Consider the following 393-nt stretch of genomic DNA (forward strand, 5'->3'; position numbering starts at 1 on the left):
ACCATCAATTCAGACTTCGTCATGTCTGCAACCTTATTCTTGGTCGCCGGACAGTTTGGCTTTCAGCAAGTCGCCCAGGCTGGTAGTACCGGCATTGGCAGTTGCAGCGGCGTTAACTGAATTCAGGGCTTCGCGGTTTTCTTTAGCGTCTTTAGCTTTAACAGACAGGCGGATGCTGCGGTTTTTGCGGTCGACGGTTACGATAACGGCTTCAACCTCATCACCTTCTTTCAGTTTGGTGGTCAGATCTTCAACGCGGTCAGCTGCGAATTCGGAAGCAGGCAGGTAGCCTTCTACTTCGTCAGACAGGGCAACAACGGCACCTTTGGCGTCAACAGATTTCACAGAACCTTTAACCAAAGAACCTTTGTCGTTTACGCTGATGAAGTTACC

Annotated in this window: 1 protein-coding gene; it reads right to left on the reverse strand. The window is 50.1% G+C overall.

From position 1 onward, the window contains the following. Nucleotides 1–33: 33 nt before the first annotated feature. The coding region (locus tag ACTHSP_RS22475) for a S1 RNA-binding domain-containing protein (protein ID WP_440347068.1) at nt 34–393 on the reverse strand (360 nt) is incomplete at its 5' end.

The organism is Neisseria sp. P0001.S005, from assembly GCF_051963715.1.